The organism is Pseudomonas sp. Q2-TVG4-2 (assembly GCF_013620795.1).
Lineage (GTDB): Bacteria > Pseudomonadota > Gammaproteobacteria > Pseudomonadales > Pseudomonadaceae > Stutzerimonas.
The window spans coordinates 251,458-268,410 of sequence record NZ_LGLW01000007.1 but is presented as its reverse complement, the minus strand read 5'-3'; the positions used below and the strand labels follow the sequence as shown (position 1 = coordinate 268,410).

17 protein-coding genes are annotated in these 16,953 nt (G+C 59.9%); 5 read left to right on the top strand and 12 right to left on the bottom strand.

The genetic code is table 11. The features are described from left to right. Positions 1-39: 39 nt before the first annotated feature. The 6 genes from msrQ to H3028_RS16840 form a co-directional block, all read right to left on the bottom strand. Complete coding sequence (gene msrQ, locus H3028_RS16865) at positions 40-657, bottom strand: protein-methionine-sulfoxide reductase heme-binding subunit MsrQ (protein WP_181298380.1); 618 nt, start codon at positions 655-657, stop codon at positions 40-42. Further along, positions 657-1,667, bottom strand: coding sequence for a protein-methionine-sulfoxide reductase catalytic subunit MsrP (gene msrP, locus H3028_RS16860; protein WP_181298379.1), 1,011 nt, complete (start codon positions 1,665-1,667; stop codon positions 657-659). Before msrP ends, msrQ begins: the two co-directional genes overlap by 1 nt. 58 nt (positions 1,668-1,725) lie before the next feature. Further along, positions 1,726-2,559 carry a CDP-diacylglycerol--serine O-phosphatidyltransferase gene (gene pssA / locus H3028_RS16855; protein WP_181298378.1) on the bottom strand — a complete coding sequence of 278 codons (834 nt, stop codon included), beginning with the start codon at positions 2,557-2,559 and terminating at the stop codon, positions 1,726-1,728. A 150-nt stretch (positions 2,560-2,709) separates the two neighbouring features. Then, on the bottom strand, positions 2,710-3,726 hold the full coding sequence (gene ilvC, locus H3028_RS16850) for a ketol-acid reductoisomerase (RefSeq protein ID WP_181298377.1): 1,017 nt from the start codon (positions 3,724-3,726) through the stop codon (positions 2,710-2,712). A 47-nt stretch (positions 3,727-3,773) separates the two neighbouring features. Continuing rightward, positions 3,774-4,265: an acetolactate synthase small subunit gene (gene ilvN / locus H3028_RS16845; protein WP_168425278.1), complete on the bottom strand. Its 492-nt coding sequence runs from the start codon at positions 4,263-4,265 to the stop codon at positions 3,774-3,776. Positions 4,266-4,267: 2 nt separating this feature from the next. Then, complete coding sequence (locus H3028_RS16840; RefSeq protein WP_181298376.1) at positions 4,268-5,992, bottom strand: acetolactate synthase 3 large subunit; 1,725 nt, start codon at positions 5,990-5,992, stop codon at positions 4,268-4,270. A gap of 402 nt (positions 5,993-6,394) precedes the next feature. On the opposite strand from H3028_RS16840, the gene H3028_RS16835 reads away from it, so the two are divergent. Continuing rightward, positions 6,395-6,826, top strand: a complete 432-nt coding sequence (locus H3028_RS16835; RefSeq protein ID WP_181298375.1) for a DUF4124 domain-containing protein — start codon at positions 6,395-6,397, stop codon at positions 6,824-6,826. A gap of 22 nt (positions 6,827-6,848) precedes the next feature. Here H3028_RS16835 and H3028_RS16830 read toward each other — a convergent pair whose 3' ends face one another. From H3028_RS16830 to mrcB, 3 genes are read right to left on the bottom strand one after another with little or no spacing between them, the layout of a single operon-like run. Beyond that, the gene (locus H3028_RS16830; RefSeq protein ID WP_181298374.1) at positions 6,849-7,175 is read right to left on the bottom strand and encodes a YqcC family protein; all 327 of its coding nucleotides are present in this window, start codon (positions 7,173-7,175) and stop codon (positions 6,849-6,851) included. Beyond that, complete coding sequence (locus H3028_RS16825) at positions 7,175-7,867, bottom strand: type IV pilus biogenesis/stability protein PilW (protein ID WP_181298390.1); 693 nt, start codon at positions 7,865-7,867, stop codon at positions 7,175-7,177. The genes H3028_RS16830 and H3028_RS16825 overlap by 1 nt, the downstream gene beginning before the upstream one ends. Before the next feature lie 58 nt (positions 7,868-7,925). Beyond that, complete coding sequence (mrcB, locus tag H3028_RS16820) at positions 7,926-10,238, bottom strand: penicillin-binding protein 1B (RefSeq protein ID WP_181298373.1); 2,313 nt, start codon at positions 10,236-10,238, stop codon at positions 7,926-7,928. 154 nt (positions 10,239-10,392) lie between these two features. Between mrcB and H3028_RS16815 the strand changes: the two genes are divergently transcribed. The 4 genes from H3028_RS16815 (at position 10,393) to H3028_RS16800 (ending at position 14,046) form a co-directional block, all read left to right on the top strand. Continuing rightward, positions 10,393-11,955, top strand: coding sequence for a bifunctional aminoglycoside phosphotransferase/ATP-binding protein (locus tag H3028_RS16815; protein ID WP_181298372.1), 1,563 nt, complete (start codon positions 10,393-10,395; stop codon positions 11,953-11,955). Positions 11,956-12,109: 154 nt separating this feature from the next. Continuing rightward, positions 12,110-12,862, top strand: coding sequence for a class I SAM-dependent methyltransferase (locus H3028_RS16810; protein ID WP_181298371.1), 753 nt, complete (start codon positions 12,110-12,112; stop codon positions 12,860-12,862). 8 nt (positions 12,863-12,870) lie between these two features. Further along, positions 12,871-13,143 (top strand): TfoX/Sxy family protein, encoded by a 273-nt coding sequence (locus H3028_RS16805; RefSeq protein WP_181298370.1) that lies wholly within the window; start codon positions 12,871-12,873, stop codon positions 13,141-13,143. Positions 13,144-13,248: 105 nt separating this feature from the next. Next, positions 13,249-14,046, top strand: a complete 798-nt coding sequence (locus tag H3028_RS16800; RefSeq protein WP_181298369.1) for a cyclic nucleotide-binding domain-containing protein — start codon at positions 13,249-13,251, stop codon at positions 14,044-14,046. A 236-nt stretch (positions 14,047-14,282) separates the two neighbouring features. Here the strand turns inward: H3028_RS16800 and H3028_RS16795 are convergent, their stop codons facing one another. The 3 genes from H3028_RS16795 to H3028_RS16785 are packed head-to-tail and all read right to left on the bottom strand — an operon-like array spanning position 14,283 to position 16,925. Beyond that, positions 14,283-15,164 carry a ChaN family lipoprotein gene (locus H3028_RS16795; protein ID WP_181298368.1) on the bottom strand — a complete coding sequence of 294 codons (882 nt, stop codon included), beginning with the start codon at positions 15,162-15,164 and terminating at the stop codon, positions 14,283-14,285. A 10-nt stretch (positions 15,165-15,174) separates the two neighbouring features. After that, entirely contained in the window at positions 15,175-15,942 is a 768-nt protein-coding gene (locus H3028_RS16790; protein ID WP_181298389.1) for a heme ABC transporter ATP-binding protein, read from the bottom strand. Further along, complete coding sequence (locus tag H3028_RS16785) at positions 15,942-16,925, bottom strand: iron ABC transporter permease (RefSeq protein ID WP_181298388.1); 984 nt, start codon at positions 16,923-16,925, stop codon at positions 15,942-15,944. The genes H3028_RS16790 and H3028_RS16785 overlap by 1 nt, the downstream gene beginning before the upstream one ends. Positions 16,926-16,953 lie beyond the last annotated feature (28 nt).

Here is a 16,953-nt window from a genome sequence, read left to right as displayed (position 1 = left end):
CCTCACAATTACACGTCAACGGTTGTTTGCAAGTTTGTTTCAATCAATGGATCGCACTCGCTTCGCCATGCCGCGACCGGCGAGCTTTCGTTCTACCGGTGGCAACCGCGCCAGCAGCAAGACAGCGGCAACAGTGGCGTAGAGCGCACACCGCCCCGCGTCGGCTCGCACCACCCACAGCATGTGCAGCAGTACGATCAGGACAATCGGATAAACGATCCGATGCAGTTTCTTCCATCGCTTGCCCAGCCTGCGCATGCTCCAGAGGTTGGAAGTAGCGGCGAGCGCCGACAACCCCAGCAGCGCAATCGCGCCCACCGCGATATAGGGGCGCTCGACAAGCTCAGCCGTAAAGCCGGTGAAATCAAGCCCCAGAAGAAAATACAGATAGGCCGCGACGTGCAGCACTGCATAGGCGAACGACCACAATCCAAGCTGGCGACGAAATGCGATCCATCCGGGCCAGGATGTGAGTCGCTGCAACGGGGTCATTGCAAGCGCACACAGTAGTATCACCAAGGCGCCTTGACCCAAGTTATCCACCAGCACCTTGCCAGGGTCGGGGCCCAGTGCAGCGATAGCCCCCAGGAAAAGCCAATAGCAAGGCACGCTCGCCGCAGCTAGAAACAACAGCAGCCGCCACCATGGGTAGCGCATCAGTAATCCTTGCTCAGATCCATTCCGGCGTACAGGCTCGAAACTTCATCGGCGTAACCATTGAATGGCAGCGTCGCCCTGACGTTGGGACTGAACAGGCTACCAGGCAGTCGGCGCTCCCTCGCCTGGGACCACCGCGGATGGGAGACGTCCGGATTCACGTTGGCATAAAAACCATATTCCTGAGGCGCCATTGTCTGCCAGGTCGTTGCCGGCTGCTCCCGAACAAAGCTGATGCGCACAATGGACTTGATGCTCTTGAAACCATACTTCCATGGAACAATCAGGCGAAGGGGCGCGCCGTTCTGGTTTGGCAGCACGCGACCATACATGCCGACCACCATCAAACTCAGCGGATGCATCGCTTCATCCATTCTCAGCCCCTCGATGTAGGGCCAGTCGATCAGTGAAAAACCGGCACGCATTCCCGGCATCTGTTCAGGCCTGGCCAGAGTCTCGAAACGAACAAACTTTGCGTTGGAGGTCGGCTCGAGGCGGCGGATCAGTTCAGCCAGCGGAAAGCCCAGCCAAGGGATGACCATCGACCACGCCTCGACGCAGCGCAAGCGATAGATACGCTCCTCGAGCCGGGGCGCAGCAAACAGATCCTCGACGGAGTATGTCCCTGGGTTCGCCACTTCACCATCAACCATGACCGTCCAGGGCTCGGTCACGAGCTTGGGGGCATGAGCCGCGGGGTCGCCCTTGTCGGGGCCGAACTCATAGAAGTTGTTGTAGTTCGTAGCATCGCGGTAGGGAGTGATGGCTTCACCTTCCGCGACGACGGCTTCCCAACGCGCCTCATCGCGCTTGGCATCGAACCAAGCAGGAGCATCGGCCGCGTCCACACCTTCGTACCGCCCTTCCTGCGCGTGCGCCATCAGCGGGAGGCCCGCGCAGGCGACCGACAACGCAGCCCCCTGCAATACCTGCCGGCGATTCAGATAAAGCGCTTCGGGCGTTACCTCGGATTCACGGCAATCGCTGCGACGAGGAATCTTGATAAGCATGATGTGCTCCGCTGCCTGAGGCCTGGGCCATTCAATAGACAGCGGATCACCGGAGAAATCAACTTTCGATGCGTTTACGACGACGCATCAAGAACTGCACGGGTCCGGAGACGGCGTAGGCAAGGAAGATCAACAGCAGAATGCGCGGCGGATCGCTGAACACCACTGCGAAAACCAGGACCACCACCAGGATCGCCACGAACGGCACCCGGCCTTTGAGGTCGAGGTCCTTGAAACTGTAATACTTGATATTACTAACCATCAGCAGGCCGGCCGTGGCGACCAGCAGCGCAAACAGCATCACCACTGCGATCGGCAGATCCGCGCCCCGAATACCCGGTTCGTCCAATGCCCAGACCGCCCATACCGAGCCGGCGACTACTCCCGCAGCCGCCGGGCTGGCCAGACCGATAAACCAGCGCTTGTCGACCTTGCCGATCTGAGTATTAAAACGCGCGAGGCGCAACGCGGCGCACGCAACGTAGATGAACGCGATGGTAAGTCCGACGTTGCCCAAGCCTGATAGCGCCCACTCATACGCCAGCACAGCCGGCGCCAGGCCAAAGGCGACCATGTCCGACAGCGAATCGTATTCGGCACCGAAGGCACTTTGTGTGTTGGTCAGCCGTGCCACACGACCATCGAGACTGTCTAGCACCATCGCCACGAACACCGTCGCGGCAGCTACGTAAAAGTTGCCATTGATGGCTGTAATGATGCAGAAGAAACCGGCGAACAGATTGGCCGTGGTGAACAGGTTGGGAAGCAGGTAGATGCCACGATGACGAACCTTTCGACCCTCTGAATCTTGGATCTCTTCGACATGTTCGTCGATCGGCAGCAAGCTTTCCGGCTCGACTGGCTTGTTCGGCTCTTCGGGATGCTCACTCATGCAATTTACCTTACAGCAAGTTTGAATAATTTCGACAGACCCTAAGATCACGGGTTCAGCTGGGCATCAAGCAATCGATTTATACCAGATGCCGATAGGCATAACGAAAGAACGCGGCCTAGGCCGCGTTCTTTCCAAGCAGAACCGCTATCAGTTCTTGCTCTTGTCGACGATCTTGTTGGCAGCGATCCACGGCATCATGGAGCGCAGCTTCTCACCGACCACCTCGATGCCGTGAGCGGCATTGTTGCGGCGATAGGCAGTCATCGACGGGTAGTTAGCAGCACCTTCGGTGATGAACATCTTGGCGTACTCACCGTCCTGGATGCGCTTGAGCGCGTTGCGCATCGCGGCGCGGGACTCGGCGTTGATGATCTCTGGGCCCGTAACGTACTCACCATACTCAGCGTTGTTGGAGATCGAATAGTTCATGTTCGCGATGCCGCCTTCGAACATCAGGTCAACGATCAATTTCAGCTCGTGCAGGCATTCGAAATAGGCCATTTCCGGCGCATAGCCGGCCTCGACCAGTGTTTCGAAACCGGCTTTCACCAGCTCGACGCAACCACCACACAGAACGGCCTGCTCACCGAACAAGTCGGTTTCGGTTTCGTCCTTGAATGTGGTTTCGATAACGCCGGTACGGCCACCGCCGACACCCGAAGCGTAGGACAGCGCGACATTCTTGGCGTTACCGGATGCGTCCTGGTAGATGGCGATCAGGTCGGGGATGCCACCGCCCTTGACGAACTCGGAGCGCACCGTATGGCCCGGAGCCTTCGGCGCGATCATGATCACGTCAAGGTCAGCACGCGGTACAACCTGGTTGTAATGGATCGAGAAGCCATGAGCGAAGGCCAGAGTGGCGCCCTTCTTCAGGTTCGGCTCGATCTCGTCACGGTACAGGCGACCCTGGAATTCGTCCGGAGTGAGGATCATCACTACATCGGAAGCAGCAACAGCGGCCGCGACGTTATCAACCTTCAGGCCATGAGCTTCAGCCTTGGCAACCGATGGGGAGCCTGCACGCAGACCAACGGTGACGTCGACACCGGAATCCTTAAGGTTGCAGGCATGCGCATGCCCCTGAGAACCGTAGCCGATGATCGCAACCTTCTTGCCCTGGATGATGGAAAGGTCGCAGTCTTTATCGTAAAAAACTTTCATGAAATTACCCCTGTTACTGGCCGGTCGGGCCATTCAATAAAATGGTGTTAGATGCTCAGCACTTTGTCGCCGCGGGAAATCCCGGTGACACCGCTACGCACAACTTCCAGAATCGATGCGGTACCAACGGCCTGGATGAAACTATCCAGCTTGTCCGACGTACCTGCCAGCTGGATGGTGTACACGTTGGCCGTCACGTCGACGATCTGGCCGCGGAAAATATCCGTGGTGCGCTTGACTTCAGCGCGCTGAGCGCCGGTGGCCTTCACTTTGATCAACATCAGCTCGCGCTCGATGTGAGCGCTTTCCGATAGATCCACCAGCTTGACTACCTCGATCAGCTTATTGAGGTTCTTGGTGATCTGCTCGATCACCTCCTCATGGCCGGCGGTGGTCAGCGTCAGTCGTGACAGGGTCGGATCTTCTGTCGGAGCGACCGTCAGGCTTTCGATGTTGTAGTTGCGCTGCGAGAACAGACCAACCACACGGGACAATGCACCCGGTTCGTTTTCCAGCAGCAGGGAAATGATGTGTCTCATGATCAGGTCCGCTCCGTCTTGCTGAGCCACATATCGCGCATTGCGCCGTCTTTGATCTGCATCGGATACACGTGCTCACTCGTATCCACGGCAATATCAAGGAAGACCAGGCGGTCCTTCATGGCGAAGGCCTCTTCCATCTTCGATTTGAGGTCCTTCAGGTCAGTGATGCGCATGCCCACATGCCCATAGGCCTCGACCAGCTTGACGAAGTCGGGCAGGGATTCCATGTAAGAGTGCGAGTAACGGCTGTTGTACTGCATGTCCTGCCACTGGCGGACCATACCCAGCGCACCATTGTTGAGGTTGATGATCTTCACCGGGAGGTCGTATTGCAGACAGGTCGACAACTCCTGGATGTTCATCTGGATGCTGCCTTCACCAGTCACGCACGCAACATCGGCTTCAGGGAAGTTGAGTTTGGCACCCATGGCGGCAGGGAAACCGAAGCCCATAGTGCCGAGACCACCCGAGTTGAGCCAGCGGTTGGGCTTGTCGAACCGGTAGTACTGGGATGCGAACATCTGATGCTGGCCAACGTCGGAAGCGACATAGGCCTCGCCCCGCGTCACTTCGCACAGCGTTTCGATAACCGCTTGCGGCTTGATAATCGTGCCGTCGCCCTTGTCGTACGGGAACAGCCCGCGGCTGCCACGCCACTCCTCGATCTGCTTCCACCAGCTGGCAACGGTATCGACGTTTGGCGTCTGGCCGATCTCCTTGACGATGGCGACCATTTCGGTGAGCACGCTATCCACCGGCCCGACGATCGGGATGTCGGCCTTGATGGTCTTGGAAATGGAAGCCGGGTCGATATCGATATGGATGATCTTGGCGTTCGGGCAGAACTTGGTCGCCCCATTGATCACGCGATCATCAAAACGCGCGCCAACGGCGAGAATCACATCGGAGTGATGCATCGCCAGGTTCGCGGTGTAGCTGCCATGCATACCGAGCATGCCAACGAACTGACGATCGCTGCCCGGATAGCAACCGAGGCCCATCAGGGTGTTGGTCACTGGTAGGTTGAGCATCCTCGCCAGCTCGGTCAGCTGTGATGACGCGCCCCCCATGATCACGCCGCCGCCGGCGTAAATGATCGGCCGCTTGGCCGCCAGCAAAAGCTCCGCCGCTTTACGGATCTGTCCCGAATGGCCACGTACCGCCGGACTGTAGGAGCGCAGCTTGGCCTTTTTCGGATAGCTGTACTCAAACTTCTCAGCCGGGTTGGTCATGTCTTTAGGAATATCGACGACAACCGGGCCGGGCCGACCGGACTGAGCCAGGTAAAACGCCTTCTTCATTACCTCGGGAATTTCCGAAGGATGCTTGATCATGAAGCTGTGCTTAACGATCGGCCGGGAAATACCGATCATGTCGGTTTCCTGGAAAGCATCGGTGCCCACCATGTTGCTGGCGACCTGACCTGAGATCACCACCATCGGAATCGAATCCATATAGGCGGTGGCGATGCCGGTGATGGCATTGGTTGCGCCTGGACCCGACGTGACCAGTACGACGCCCGCCTTGCCGGTAGCGCGAGCGTAACCATCCGCCATGTGAGTCGCAGCTTGTTCGTGACGAACGAGGATGTGCGTGACTTCCTTTTCCTTGAACAGCGCATCGTAGATGTGCAGCAAGGCGCCGCCCGGATAACCGTAGATGTACTTAACGCCTTCGTCGCGCAAGAAGCGGACGACCATTTCAGCGCCGGATAAAAGTTCCACGTTGTTCACCTCTAAAACGCCAGATAGCCGCCCCGCGTCGGACCGGCCAGAAATAGGTTTACTGCCAGGCAGCGCATGAGCGACGGTGGTCGCCGACTACGTCAGCTGCTGACTAGCAAGTATTAGGAAAGCCCCAAAGTGTTGCGGGGCACTCCTCCCAGCGCGAGGTAACGCGTTGCGGGTGTTACAAGTCGGCGCGGGTGTGCACCTTCATGATTGACTGAAAGGCCCGTTTCATCGGCCCATCAGAACAGCAAGCATGGAATTGTTCGGATTAGGCTCCAGCAAGTCAAGTCCACTGTTGACCTTCCGCCTGTTTCAGCTGTGATCCAGCGCAGAATGGGGGCACTCGGCTTTTGCGTATAGTACCTACCTGATTTTGCATCCACAGAAGGAATTAGCATGCGTTTGACGATTCTCGCGGGTGGCCTGCTGCTTGCCTTGAGCTGCAGTGTCATGGCCGGCCAGGTTTACAAGTGGGTGGATGCACAAGGGGTCACCCATTTTGGAGCACAGCCCCCGCAGGGCCAATCCGCGGAAGCGTTAAATACCGCAAAGCCGCGGCCCAAGCCCGCCACAGCGGCGCCAGCCGTACCCGAACCTTCCGGCGAATCGGAACAGCGCGATATCGATCGCCAAGTGAAGAAACAGGTGGCCGAACAGGAGGCGGAGCGTCAGCGATACTGCACGACATTGCGAACCAATCTGGCACAGCTGCAGAACAATCCACGAGTACGCGTCGAAGAGGAAGGCCAAATGCGTCGACTGAATGAAGAGGAACGTCAGACGCGCATCAGCGAAACCCAACAGAAAATCGCCGAGACATGCGACTGACCCCTTGGCTGGTGCATCGCACCTAGCCGCGGCTAATCAGGACATCGAAGCTTTCCAGCGCTCGCAACAAGCCGGCCATTTGCTGCGGCTGGCCCTGATAGACCATTTCCGCCATGGCTAGGATTCCCGAAGTATTCGGTAGCGCCTCGCCCTGTTCCAGGATGATTTTCATACGAGGCAGAAAGATCCACTGCAGCCATTGTTCGAACGACAGCGTATCGACGCAGAATGGCTCCTGGCTGGCGAGAGCAGCGGCGTCCGGCGGCGAGGAAGCCCAAAGATCGCGAACACGCAGCTCTTTTTCGATCAGCAACAACTGCTCGGCCAGCTCGGCAACGCGATCATCCATCACATCGCCACCTTGGCTCGCTCGCGGGCCTGCGCGGCGCCCGCGGCGTTACCCTGGCGCTCACGCGCCTGGGCGATCAGCTCCCACAGACTCGCCTGCAGCGCTGGGCGTCCGCTGGCATAACTCAAGCCCCGCCGGGAAAGCTGCTCAGCCTGCACAGCATCTCCTTGAGCCAGGCGCACCTGAGCCAGACGATACAAAACCTGGGGTTCCCTGGGTGCGATCCGCTGAGCACGCTCAAGACTGGAAGCCGCACCGTTCAGGTCGCCTCCGCCCTGCTGCTGCTGAGCCGTGGTAAGCAACGCCAGTACCGGCCCATCAAGCCGCTCATCAGCTGACAGCGTTCCGCTGCTGGAGGGAATGCCGGTTGGCGTGGATTGGCTCGGTGCCGGAGCAGGTTGCGGCGCGCGCCACTGCTCTGAAGCGGTCGGTACCGGATCCGACGATCCCGAGAACGCGCCATCTGGCGCTGGAAAGGTCTGCAGCGGCTCGGAACTCTGCTGAGGCACCATGACCATGACGCCGGCATCTTCCGACGCAGGTCGCACCGTTGAAGCAGACGGGCCGGTGGAGCGTGAGGACTGTCGAGCCGAAATTTCCTCAGACACGGGCGCTCCAGAATCGACGACGGGTATCGCCCCTCGCTCAACCGTTGCGCAGCCCTGCAGCAGCACAGCAGCTGCTACGACCATCACCCATTGCTTGCTCAATATTCGAACCTCTTGAAATTTTACTCAGCTGGCGATCCCTTCAAGGTAACCAGCCACGAACCCAGTCCATAACCGAATCAGCCGGCGCCCGGATGCCGCAGCCTGGGCCCGACACAGGCTCGCTGCCGCGAATGTACGGGATCTGCACGGCGTCGGGGCAATTCTCCGACGTCCCCTCGCCGGTCTGTGCATCTACCCACGCCATCTCGACATTCTCTGGCAGCGAGGGCTGTAGCGGCAGCGGATCGGCCCGGCGCATGAAGTCTGCCCAGACTTGCAGCGCACCAGTGGCACCGGTCAGAGATGTCTTGCCGTTATCATCACGCCCGAGCCAGACCACCGCCAGCAAATCCTGACTGAACCCTGCGAACCAGCTATCGCGTGAATCGTTAGTCGTACCGGTCTTGCCCGCCAACGCCAACGACTTCGGCACATGATTGTAGGCTGAGCGGCCCGTTCCCTCGAGCATGGCGCGCTGCATGGCGTACTGAGTCAAGTAGATAGCGCCGGCATCAAAACGCTGCTCCACTTTGAAGGGATAGCGGCTGAGTGGCTCGCCATCAGCCGCGACAACGCTGCGAATCCCGCGCAGCGGTGTATTGAAACCACCGTTGGCGAGCGTCTGATACATACCCGCAACCTCGACTGGCCGCAGCCCACCTGCACCCAGCAGCATTGAAGGATAGGCCGGCCATTGTGGCGAGACACCTAACCGCTCCAACATTTTCAACACGTGTGGCACCCCAAGCTCGAGGCCCAGCCGCGCCGTGGACAGGTTGTAAGAATTGGCCAGCGCCTGATAGAGGTAGACGGTACCGTGCGCGGTGCGCCCATAGTTCTGCGGTTTCCATACTTGCCCGTCGGCCCCCTTGACCGAAAACGGCTCGTCTTCAAGCAGGCTGGTCAGGGTGTACTGGCTGGGTTTCTCCAGCGCCGCAAGATAAATGGCCGGTTTGATCAACGACCCGATGGGGCGCGAAGCATCCAATGCCCGATTGAACCCGGCGAACCCAGGCTGGCGGCTGCCAAGCATCGCCTGAAGCTCGCCGGTTTCCGGATTGGTGACCAGCATCGCACCCTCGACGCCCTCGGCCGCCTTACCGAGGCGCTTCAGCGTCTCGCTCATAGCTTTCTCGGCCTTGCGCTGCAGGATCGGATCAAAACTGGTGAAGACCCGCAGGCCCTCCTCAGTCAGGTCCTCCTCGCGGTAATCCTCGCGCAGCTGGCGCTTGACCAGATCCAGGAATGCCGGATAGGAGCTGTCGGCAAGACTGCCTCGCTGCGTCACCCCAAGCGGCGTGTTCCGAGCCGCTGCAGCCTCCTCGGGACTGAGCACTTGCTGCTCAGCCAAAAGGTCGAGCACCAGGTTGCGACGCTCCAAGGCCCGCTCTGGATGGCGCCGTGGATTGTAGTAGGTCGGCCCCTTCACCATGCCGACAAGCAGCGCGACGTGCTGAACCTTGAGTTCAGCAAGAGGCCGACCGAAGAAATACTGGCTGGCCAGGCCAAACCCGTGAATGGCCCTGCGACCGTCCTGCCCGAGGAATACCTCGTTGAGATAGGCCTCGAGAATTTCATTCTTGTCGTAATGCAGCTCCAACAGCACCGCCATCATCGCTTCGGTAGCCTTACGGCTGAGGCTGCGCTCGTTGGTTAGATAAAAGTTCTTAACCAGCTGCTGGGTCAACGTGCTGCCACCCTGGCGCACTTCACCGGCGGTCAGGTTGACCCAGACAGCTCGTGCAATGGATTTGGGCGACACTCCGAAGTGATCGAAAAACTCCCGATCCTCGACCGCAACCAGCGTTTCAATCAGGTAGGGCGGCGCCTGATCAAGCTTGATGAGAATACGGTCCTCGTTGTGTGCCGGATAGAGTCCGCCGATCGTGACGGGCTCCAGGCGCGCCACCGGCAGCTCGCCTCCATTGGCTCGCGTCAGACCGGCAACGAAGTCACCGGAGAAACGCACCCGAATGCGCTGCGATTCCTCTGTCCCTTCATAGAAGCGAAATCCGCGGGTGTGCATTTCAACGGCGTTTGCGGCAACCGACATACTACCGGGCCCACTGACAGTCTTTTCGCGGCGATACCCCAGCGCATCGAGCTCGGTCAGGAAATCTTCCTTGGCCAGCTTCTGCCCAACGAACAACTCGAGGGGCCGCGCGTAGACCGTTGCGGGGATGGTCCAGCGCTTGCCGGAGAATTTCTCCTGCACCACGGCATCGAGGTAAACAGCCACCCCGGCAAGTATCACCAGGCCCACTATGGACAGCTTGATCATCCAGCCCAGCCAGGGGCGTGTACCACCAGAACGGCGCTTGGAACGGGAACGAGAGGAGCGTGCTTTAGTCATGGCGGCGCATTATACGCACTTTGATTTACTCACAAGACGGCCTCTTGGCGGTTTGCATGCCTAGCCGGGGCGGACATAATGGGCGCTTTCCGACCGTGTGACCCACGTCCCGATTGGCTCGCACACCCCGCCCAATAATCTGCAAGGAATGACCGTGAGCCAAGCATTGATCGCCGCATTGCAAGATCCGGCCCTCTACCCCCACCCGGTCGATGATTTCAGGGTCATCGAAACCCACATTTCCTGGGTCATCCTCACCGGCACCTACGCCTATAAGATGAAGAAACCGGTTGATTTCGGCTTTCTAAACTTCACTGACCTGGCGGACCGCAAGCATTTCTGCGAAGAAGAGCTGCGCCTGAACCAACGCATGGCGCCAGACCTGTATCTGCGCGTTCTGCCCGTTACCGGCAGCCTCGAGGCCCCGGTGATCGGCGGCGACGGTGAACCGATCGAATACTTGCTGCAGATGCGCGAGTTTCCACAAACCCAATTGATGGCAGAAGTGCAAACGCGCGGCGAACTGACTGACGCACACATCGATGCTCTCGCCGAACAGATCGCCCAGTTTCACCTGAGCATCCCCCAGGTGCCAGCCGAGCATCCGTTGAATAATGCCGAAGCGATCGTCGCGCCGATGCGGCAGAACTTCGAGCAGATCCGCCCGTTGCTGACCGAGCAATCCGACCTGCAACAGCTCGACGCGCTGCATGACTGGACCGAAACCAGCATTGCCCGCTTGCATCCTTTGCTGAAGCAGCGCACCCAGCGGGGCTTTATCCGCGAATGCCACGGCGACCTTCATCTGGGCAACGCCACAATCATTGAGGATCAGGTCGTACTGTTCGACTGCATCGAATTCAACGAGCCCTTCCGCCTGATCGATATCGCCTCCGACGCCGCCTTCCTGGCAATGGACCTGGAAGATCGCGGACTGAAGTGCCAGGCACGCCGCTTCATCAACGGCTGGCTGGAACGTACTGGAGACTACGCCGCCCTCGAATTGCTCAGCCTGTACAAAGCGTATCGGGCCCTGGTTCGCGCTAAGGTCAGCCTATTTCGATTACATCAGGAACAGGACGCCGTGCAGCGCCGGGTAATCCTGCGCCAGTACCGCCGTTACGCCAATCTGGCTGAGAGCTACAGCGCCATTCCATCCCGCTTCCTCGCGATTACCCATGGCGTTTCGGCGGTCGGCAAGAGCCAGGTTGCGCTACGCCTGGTCGAGGCCCTTGGCGCAATCAGGTTGCGCTCGGATGTCGAGCGCAAGCGACTATATGGCGAACAGCCCGGAGCCTTTGCCACCGAACTGGAGGCCGGCATCTACAATGCAGAAGCTGGCGAGGCGACCTACCAGCGACTGCACTCACTGGCCGAGACGGCACTGAATGCGGGCTTTTCGGTGGTGATCGATGCGACCTACCTCAAGCAGAAGCACCGCCAGAGTGCCTGGCAGGTGGCGGAATCAACTGGCGTACCGTTCATGATCCTTACCTGCGAGGCACCGGATGCGGTTATCGAACAGTGGCTGACCCAGCGACAGACCGAAGGCGGCGACCCGTCCGACGCGACCATGGCGGTGATCAAGGCACAACAGGCGTCACGCGAGCCGCTTACCGACCGCGAACAGTTGCTGAGCCGGCAGATCGATACGCCCGATGTGCAGAGCTTAGACAATCTGGTGAGTGCAATTCGCCAGCGGCTACCTGGGCTCTAGCGCGAGAACCCAAGGACCGAGCCAGACACGATCGGCAGTAATCAGGCACCGTTCCGGGCAGAACCCGCCGGTGTCTCTATACTTGGACAGGTCTGCCCGCGGAAGTCGACCATGCCACATAGCGTTCTGCCATTAATGCTGCCGGGCCATCACCATGGGTGACAGCGTCCGGCTTTTCTCGATTCGCTCCGACGATTACGCCCAGTTCCGCCCGACTTATCCGGATAGCCTGTTCGACTGGCTCGCCGATCAATGTCCGCAAACTCAGCGCGCTCTCGACGTTGCCGCCGGCAGCGGTCAGGCGACGCTCCCCCTATTGGCCCGCTTCGACAGCGTTATCGCCTGCGATGCCAGCCTTGACCAGCTGACCGGCCACTCAAACTGGCGGTCCGCGCAACGTTTCGCTGCCCAGGCCGAGCGGTTACCGCTGCGCGATGGTCTGGCCAACCTGATGGTAATCGCACAGGCGCTGCACTGGTTCGCGACCCCGGCGTTTTTTTCCGAAGCAAAGCGGGTGCTCGCTCCAGATGGCCTGTTCTGCGCGTGGTGCTACAGCCTGCTTCGCATCGAGCCGTCGCTGGATGCCGTTATCGCTCGCCTGCACGGCGAAACGTTAAGCGGTTATTGGCCGCAAGGCCGCGCCAGCGTCGATGCGGGCTATCGCGATATCAAAGCCCCGTTCGAAACCATCGCCCCTCCAGAATTCGCCACTGAGGCCCAGTGGAACCTCCATCAGATGCTCGGTTATCTGCGCACGTGGTCGGCGGTGAAGGAATGGCAGCATATCCACGGCAGGGATCCCATAGCTGAGCTGGAGCCCGAGCTTATGCGGCTTTGGGGCGTGCCCGAACGGCAGCGCAGAATCCGCTGGCCGCTTCATTTCCTGGCCGGCTACCCGGGTCGATAGGAGCAAACATGCACGACGAGCTGCTGACCTTGAGAAATCTCGGCAAGACATCCGCCCAATGGCTGCACGCTTCCGGCATCCACACCGTGGAGGACCTGCGCAGGCTCGGTGCGGTCAGCGCTTACCAGGCGGTCAAATCACGCGGATTCAGCGCGTCACGCGTGCTGCTTTATGCCATCGAAGGTGCTCTACGCGACATCAACTGGAAGGAGCTGCCTGACGCACTCAAGAGCGAGCTGAACCAGCATCTGGACAGGCACGACGTCAGAGACAAGAGCTAGCTCACAACCTCTACGTGGCGCGATTTACTCCCGCCTGCCGCGGCCTTATTGTGAATACGCGCATCGCTCAACCTTTGTGAGCCCGCCTGTCCAAGGATTGCCGTTATGTATTTACTCGGGGAACAACCGGCCTACGCCGATCAACTGATCAACCGCTTGCAGGGGATCCCCGCGCAACTCCTTGAAGGCCTGACACCCTTCGCACCACCTATCGAAATCAAAGGCTCCGACGATTTGGCGGGGGAGCTACCCGAGCAGCAACTGTTCATCATCGAAAGCGGGTTGCTGCACGCGCTCGTGGATGATAGGCCGCTGTTCTACGTGCAGGAAGGAGATATTCTAGGCCTCCGCCAAGGGATCGAAACGCCGACCTGCCGCTATCGCAGCGACGAATCGATTCGCCTGATCCCGTACTCGCGCAGCGCGGTATTTCAGCATATTCATGCTGATCCACATCGGCAGGAGCTCTTTACTCAGTACCTCATTGGCCAGACCGCACTCCTCTGCGATGCACTGGCGCGGCTGAAGCAACCCGAGATCCATCCCACGACCGGCTTTCAGCATTTTGCCGCTGGCGAGGAACTGATTCGCCAAGGCGACGATGCTGACAACGTATTCATCATCATTGACGGGCACGCCGAGGCGATTGTTGATGGGCAGAAAGTCGGTGACGTGCAGCGCGATGAAATCTTCGGCGCAATGGCTGTATTCACCCAGGAAAAGCGCAGCGCGACAGTCGTTGCCACCTCCGCCTGCACCGTAATGCTGATCCCCAAAGACCAGTTCCTCAGTTTGATGCAGAGCAATCCGAAAATCGCTCACAGCCTGATAGAAAGCATGGCCAGACGCATCGACTTGCTCAATAAGGAAGTCACTCAGCTGCGCTTGCCACTTTCTGCGTAGCTCGATCAGGGCCGGTGACGAACGGTGAATTAATTTCGAATCGCCTGTTGACCCAAGAATGAGAATTGTTATTATTAGCACCACTGGTCGCGAGATCAGCTGGTAAGCTGGAAGGCCGGGCAGTCGGACTTTCAGATTATCTCCTCATCAGGCTAATCACGGTTTTGACCCGGCTCCTGCCGGGTCTTTTTTTGCCCCGGATAAGCCGTGCCTGCGTCACAGGCTGCGTCTGCCGGTTATTTGGTCTTGCCGCGGAGTTCCGCACAATGGTCCTGCTGCCGCTGGGCCGGGGTAAACCAGACGAAATCGGCCTGCCCCGCCTGCGGCGACGCTCCCACTTCCGCAAGCAACAGCACCCGGGTAGTGCGGATATCCTCTCGATCCAGGTGCAAAGGTACCCCAAGGTCGCGACGCACGTGAAAGGCACCTGCAATCAACATAGCTGGTATCCGCGCCGCCTCCAGCCGCTCGGCCATCCGACGGTCACGTTGCTGCTGCACGGCCAGCATCGCCGGCAGTTGCGCCTCTGGCAGCAGATCACAGTGGGAAACCCGGATTTGCTCCAGTAACGCCTTTTGCACGTGATCGGCGGCCGCCGCCCCGGTCAACCGCGGTTTGCGACGATAGATACGGGTTATTTCGGCGCGATCAAGATTCGCCGACAGCACCGGATAGGACTGCGCCAACGCATACTCGACCAAAGGTGCGTACAGCTGCCAATCCCACCCGTTTTGCCATCCCAGCGCGGCAGGCAGATCCGCCGGCCAGTGTCCTCGCTCGATCGATTCCTGCGCGCGGGCCACCTTCTCCTGCTGATCCGGATTGAGCGTTTCCAGAAGCAGGCTGCCCTGCTCACGCCGCTGCGCCAGTGCGTTGAGGAGCCAGCGCTGCAACGCATGGTGGTCAGGGTTGTCATGGCGCTCGCCAACCAGTACTCGATCCGCGCCGGCCAGTTCCGCCACCAGCTGTTGCGGCGTAAGCCTGTTACCGCTACGCATGTCGATGATCTGGCCGAGATCAGCCTGGTCCAGACCTGCGGGGCTCTGCCAGGACGGCAGTGGCGGCGTCGATTGACAGGCAGCGAGCAAGACCAGGGCAACGGACAACAGAAATCGCATCAACGGTTCCTCAACGGGCAATCACGAGCGGGTAGCCACGCTCTGGATGCGTCTGAATCAGCACGTCGAGGCCGAACACGGCTTTCAAAGGCTCGGCACGCAGCACCTCTTCAGGCGTACCGCTCAGCCGGGTGCAGCCATCCGCCAAGAGCAACAGGCGGTCACAATAGCGTGCAGCAAGGTTTAGATCATGCAAGATCACCAGCACCGCGCCGCCCTGCTCGGCAAAGTGCCGGACGGCGCGCAAGATACTGTGCTGATGCAAGGGATCGAGCATGGCAGTCGGCTCGTCGAGCAAAAGCACCTGCCCCGAGCTACCCGGCCACAGCTGCGCAAGCACACGGGCCAGGTGCACACGCTGCTGCTCACCACCAGATAACGTCAGATAACTTCGGTGAGCCAGATGCTGCGCATCCGAAGCGTGCAGCGCAGCGGCGACGATTTCCGTGTCGCGCTCGCGGCCGCTGGCGTGGGGCAATCGACCAAGGCTGACCACTTCATCGACCCGGAAGCCGAAGCTCAAAGTCGAACTCTGCGGCAGCACCGCCAGGCAACGTGCGCGCTCAGGTCCATTCCAGCCGTGCAGCGATCTCCCCTTTAGCAACACCTCGCCGGCACTGACCGCCAGCTCGCCGCTCAACGCGCCAAGCAAGGTGCTCTTGCCTGCCCCGTTGGGCCCTAGCACACCCAAAACCTCGCCGGGTACCAATTCGAGATCGATATCGGCCAGCACCGTTGATACACCACGCCGCACCGAGATGCCCTGAGCGCGGAGAATCACTGGCGCCCTCGCAGTAACAGGTAAAGAAAGAAAGGGGCGCCTAGCAGAGCGGTAACGATACCGATCGGCAACTCCGCAGGTGCCAACATCAGTCGCGCCAGCAGGTCGGCCAGCAACAACAGGCTTCCCCCGACCAGCGCCGAGGCCGGCAACAACAACCGATGGTCGGGGCCGATCATCAGCCGCACCAAATGCGGAACCACCAGCCCCACAAATCCGATCATGCCGGCCGCCGCCACTGCCGCACCCACACCCAGCGCGGTACAGAACACCAACTCACGCTTGAGCCGTTCAACATCGAATCCCAGGTGACGTGCTTCGGATTCCCCCAGCAGCAGCGCATTCAGCGCCCGGGAGCGGCGCGGTAACCAGATCGCCACTGCCAACGTGACCAGGAGCAGCGGCCATAGCCGTGAATAGCTCGCGCCATTGAGGCTGCCGAGATTCCAGAACGTCAGGGTGCGTAGCGTGCTGTCATCGGCAAGATAGGTGAAGAGCCCGATCACAGCGCCCACCAGAGCAGTCAGCGCAATACCGGCGAGCAGCATCGTGGCCACATGGGTACGACCATCGCGACGCCCGAGGCGATACACCAGCACGGTGACACCGAGGCCACCGACGAATGCGCTCAGCGACAACAGATACGGCTCCAGCAGTGGTGGAATGCCGCCCATGAGCTCGCCGCCGACGATGGTCACCGCGGCGCCCAATGCGGCGCCGCTGGATACTCCGATCAACCCCGGATCGGCCAGCGGGTTGCGAAACAATCCCTGCATGGCGACACCGGACAGCGCGAGTACAGCGCCTACGCTCAACCCGAGCAAGGCGCGCGGCAGCCTTATCTGCCCCAGGATAAGCTCGGCCGACCCGAGGCCCTCGTCGCGCAGCGGAACGCCAAGCAGGCGAAACATGGCACTCAGCGTTTCGCCAAGCGATAAACTGACCGGCCCCAGCGCCAGCGACAGCCAGAAGGCAATCAGCCACAACAGGCCCAGCGAAAGAAACAGG

Coding starts and splice junctions, on each gene's coding strand:
- pssA (WP_181298378.1), bottom strand. CDS start 2,559: ATGAGTGAGCATCCCGAAGAGCCGAACAAGCCAGTCGAGCCGGAAAGC.
- ilvN (WP_168425278.1), bottom strand. CDS start 4,265: ATGAGACACATCATTTCCCTGCTGCTGGAAAACGAACCGGGTGCATTG.
- H3028_RS16830 (WP_181298374.1), bottom strand. CDS start 7,175: ATGGATGATCGCGTTGCCGAGCTGGCCGAGCAGTTGTTGCTGATCGAA.
- H3028_RS16810 (WP_181298371.1), top strand. CDS start 12,110: ATGGGTGACAGCGTCCGGCTTTTCTCGATTCGCTCCGACGATTACGCC.
- H3028_RS16795 (WP_181298368.1), bottom strand. CDS start 15,164: ATGCGATTTCTGTTGTCCGTTGCCCTGGTCTTGCTCGCTGCCTGTCAA.
- H3028_RS16800 (WP_181298369.1), top strand. CDS start 13,249: ATGTATTTACTCGGGGAACAACCGGCCTACGCCGATCAACTGATCAAC.
- ilvC (WP_181298377.1), bottom strand. CDS start 3,726: ATGAAAGTTTTTTACGATAAAGACTGCGACCTTTCCATCATCCAGGGC.
- msrQ (WP_181298380.1), bottom strand. CDS start 657: ATGCGCTACCCATGGTGGCGGCTGCTGTTGTTTCTAGCTGCGGCGAGC.
- H3028_RS16835 (WP_181298375.1), top strand. CDS start 6,395: ATGCGTTTGACGATTCTCGCGGGTGGCCTGCTGCTTGCCTTGAGCTGC.
- H3028_RS16805 (WP_181298370.1), top strand. CDS start 12,871: ATGCACGACGAGCTGCTGACCTTGAGAAATCTCGGCAAGACATCCGCC.
- H3028_RS16825 (WP_181298390.1), bottom strand. CDS start 7,867: ATGGTCGTAGCAGCTGCTGTGCTGCTGCAGGGCTGCGCAACGGTTGAG.
- msrP (WP_181298379.1), bottom strand. CDS start 1,667: ATGCTTATCAAGATTCCTCGTCGCAGCGATTGCCGTGAATCCGAGGTA.
- mrcB (WP_181298373.1), bottom strand. CDS start 10,238: ATGACTAAAGCACGCTCCTCTCGTTCCCGTTCCAAGCGCCGTTCTGGT.